This window comes from Pseudoalteromonas rubra, assembly GCF_004212645.1.
GTDB classification, from domain to species: domain Bacteria; phylum Pseudomonadota; class Gammaproteobacteria; order Enterobacterales; family Alteromonadaceae; genus Pseudoalteromonas; species Pseudoalteromonas rubra_G.
The window spans coordinates 1-595 of record NZ_PPUZ01000097.1 but is presented as its reverse complement, the minus strand read 5'-3'; the positions used below and the strand labels follow the sequence as shown (position 1 = coordinate 595).

1 protein-coding gene is annotated in these 595 nt (G+C 57.3%); it reads right to left on the bottom strand.

Annotation, left to right across the window (positions count from 1 at the left end; translation table 11 throughout):
* Positions 1 to 595, bottom strand: a 595-nt coding sequence (locus tag C3B51_RS21935; protein WP_130246396.1) for a condensation domain-containing protein, incomplete at both ends; no start/stop codon positions are given.

Genomic DNA, 595 nt, shown 5'->3' with positions numbered 1-595 from the left:
GTTGCCCTGGGTATCCTGCAGTCCAAAGGGCAGCGTCGGTTCACTGATGTGACCCAGCGACTCAAAAAAGAACCCTTCTATATCGAGCGTTTCCATGCGCGCCAGGGTATCGCTGATAAACTGTCGGTATGATGCCGGTGCTGGCAGGCAGTGCGCCTCGCCCATGCTATAGCTGTGCAGTTCATCCTGGATCACCGCCATCGCAACATGGTCAATGATCAGGTGATGTGCCTGCAACAACGCATAATGGTATCCCGTGTCCGGGTCCTGACACACCTGCAGACGCAGCAGCGGTGCCCAGGCCAGGTCCAGCCACTGTGGGCCGTCGGCAAGCGCCGTGATGGTCTGCTGCGCATTCATGCCTGCGGCACAGGTAAGCTGAGTCACAGGCAAGCTCACCTCACGCTGCACGACCTGCAATGCCTGCGCTCTGCCCTGCCAGAGGATCGCGGTACGCAGTACATCATGGCGCGCCAGTAAAAAGTTCAGGCTGTCGGTAAACTCTGTCAGTGCCGCATCGCTTTTTAGTTCATAGAGATAATTGGTCACATAGGGGTCGTTTTCCGGGTCCATGCTGTGGACGAACAACACCCCT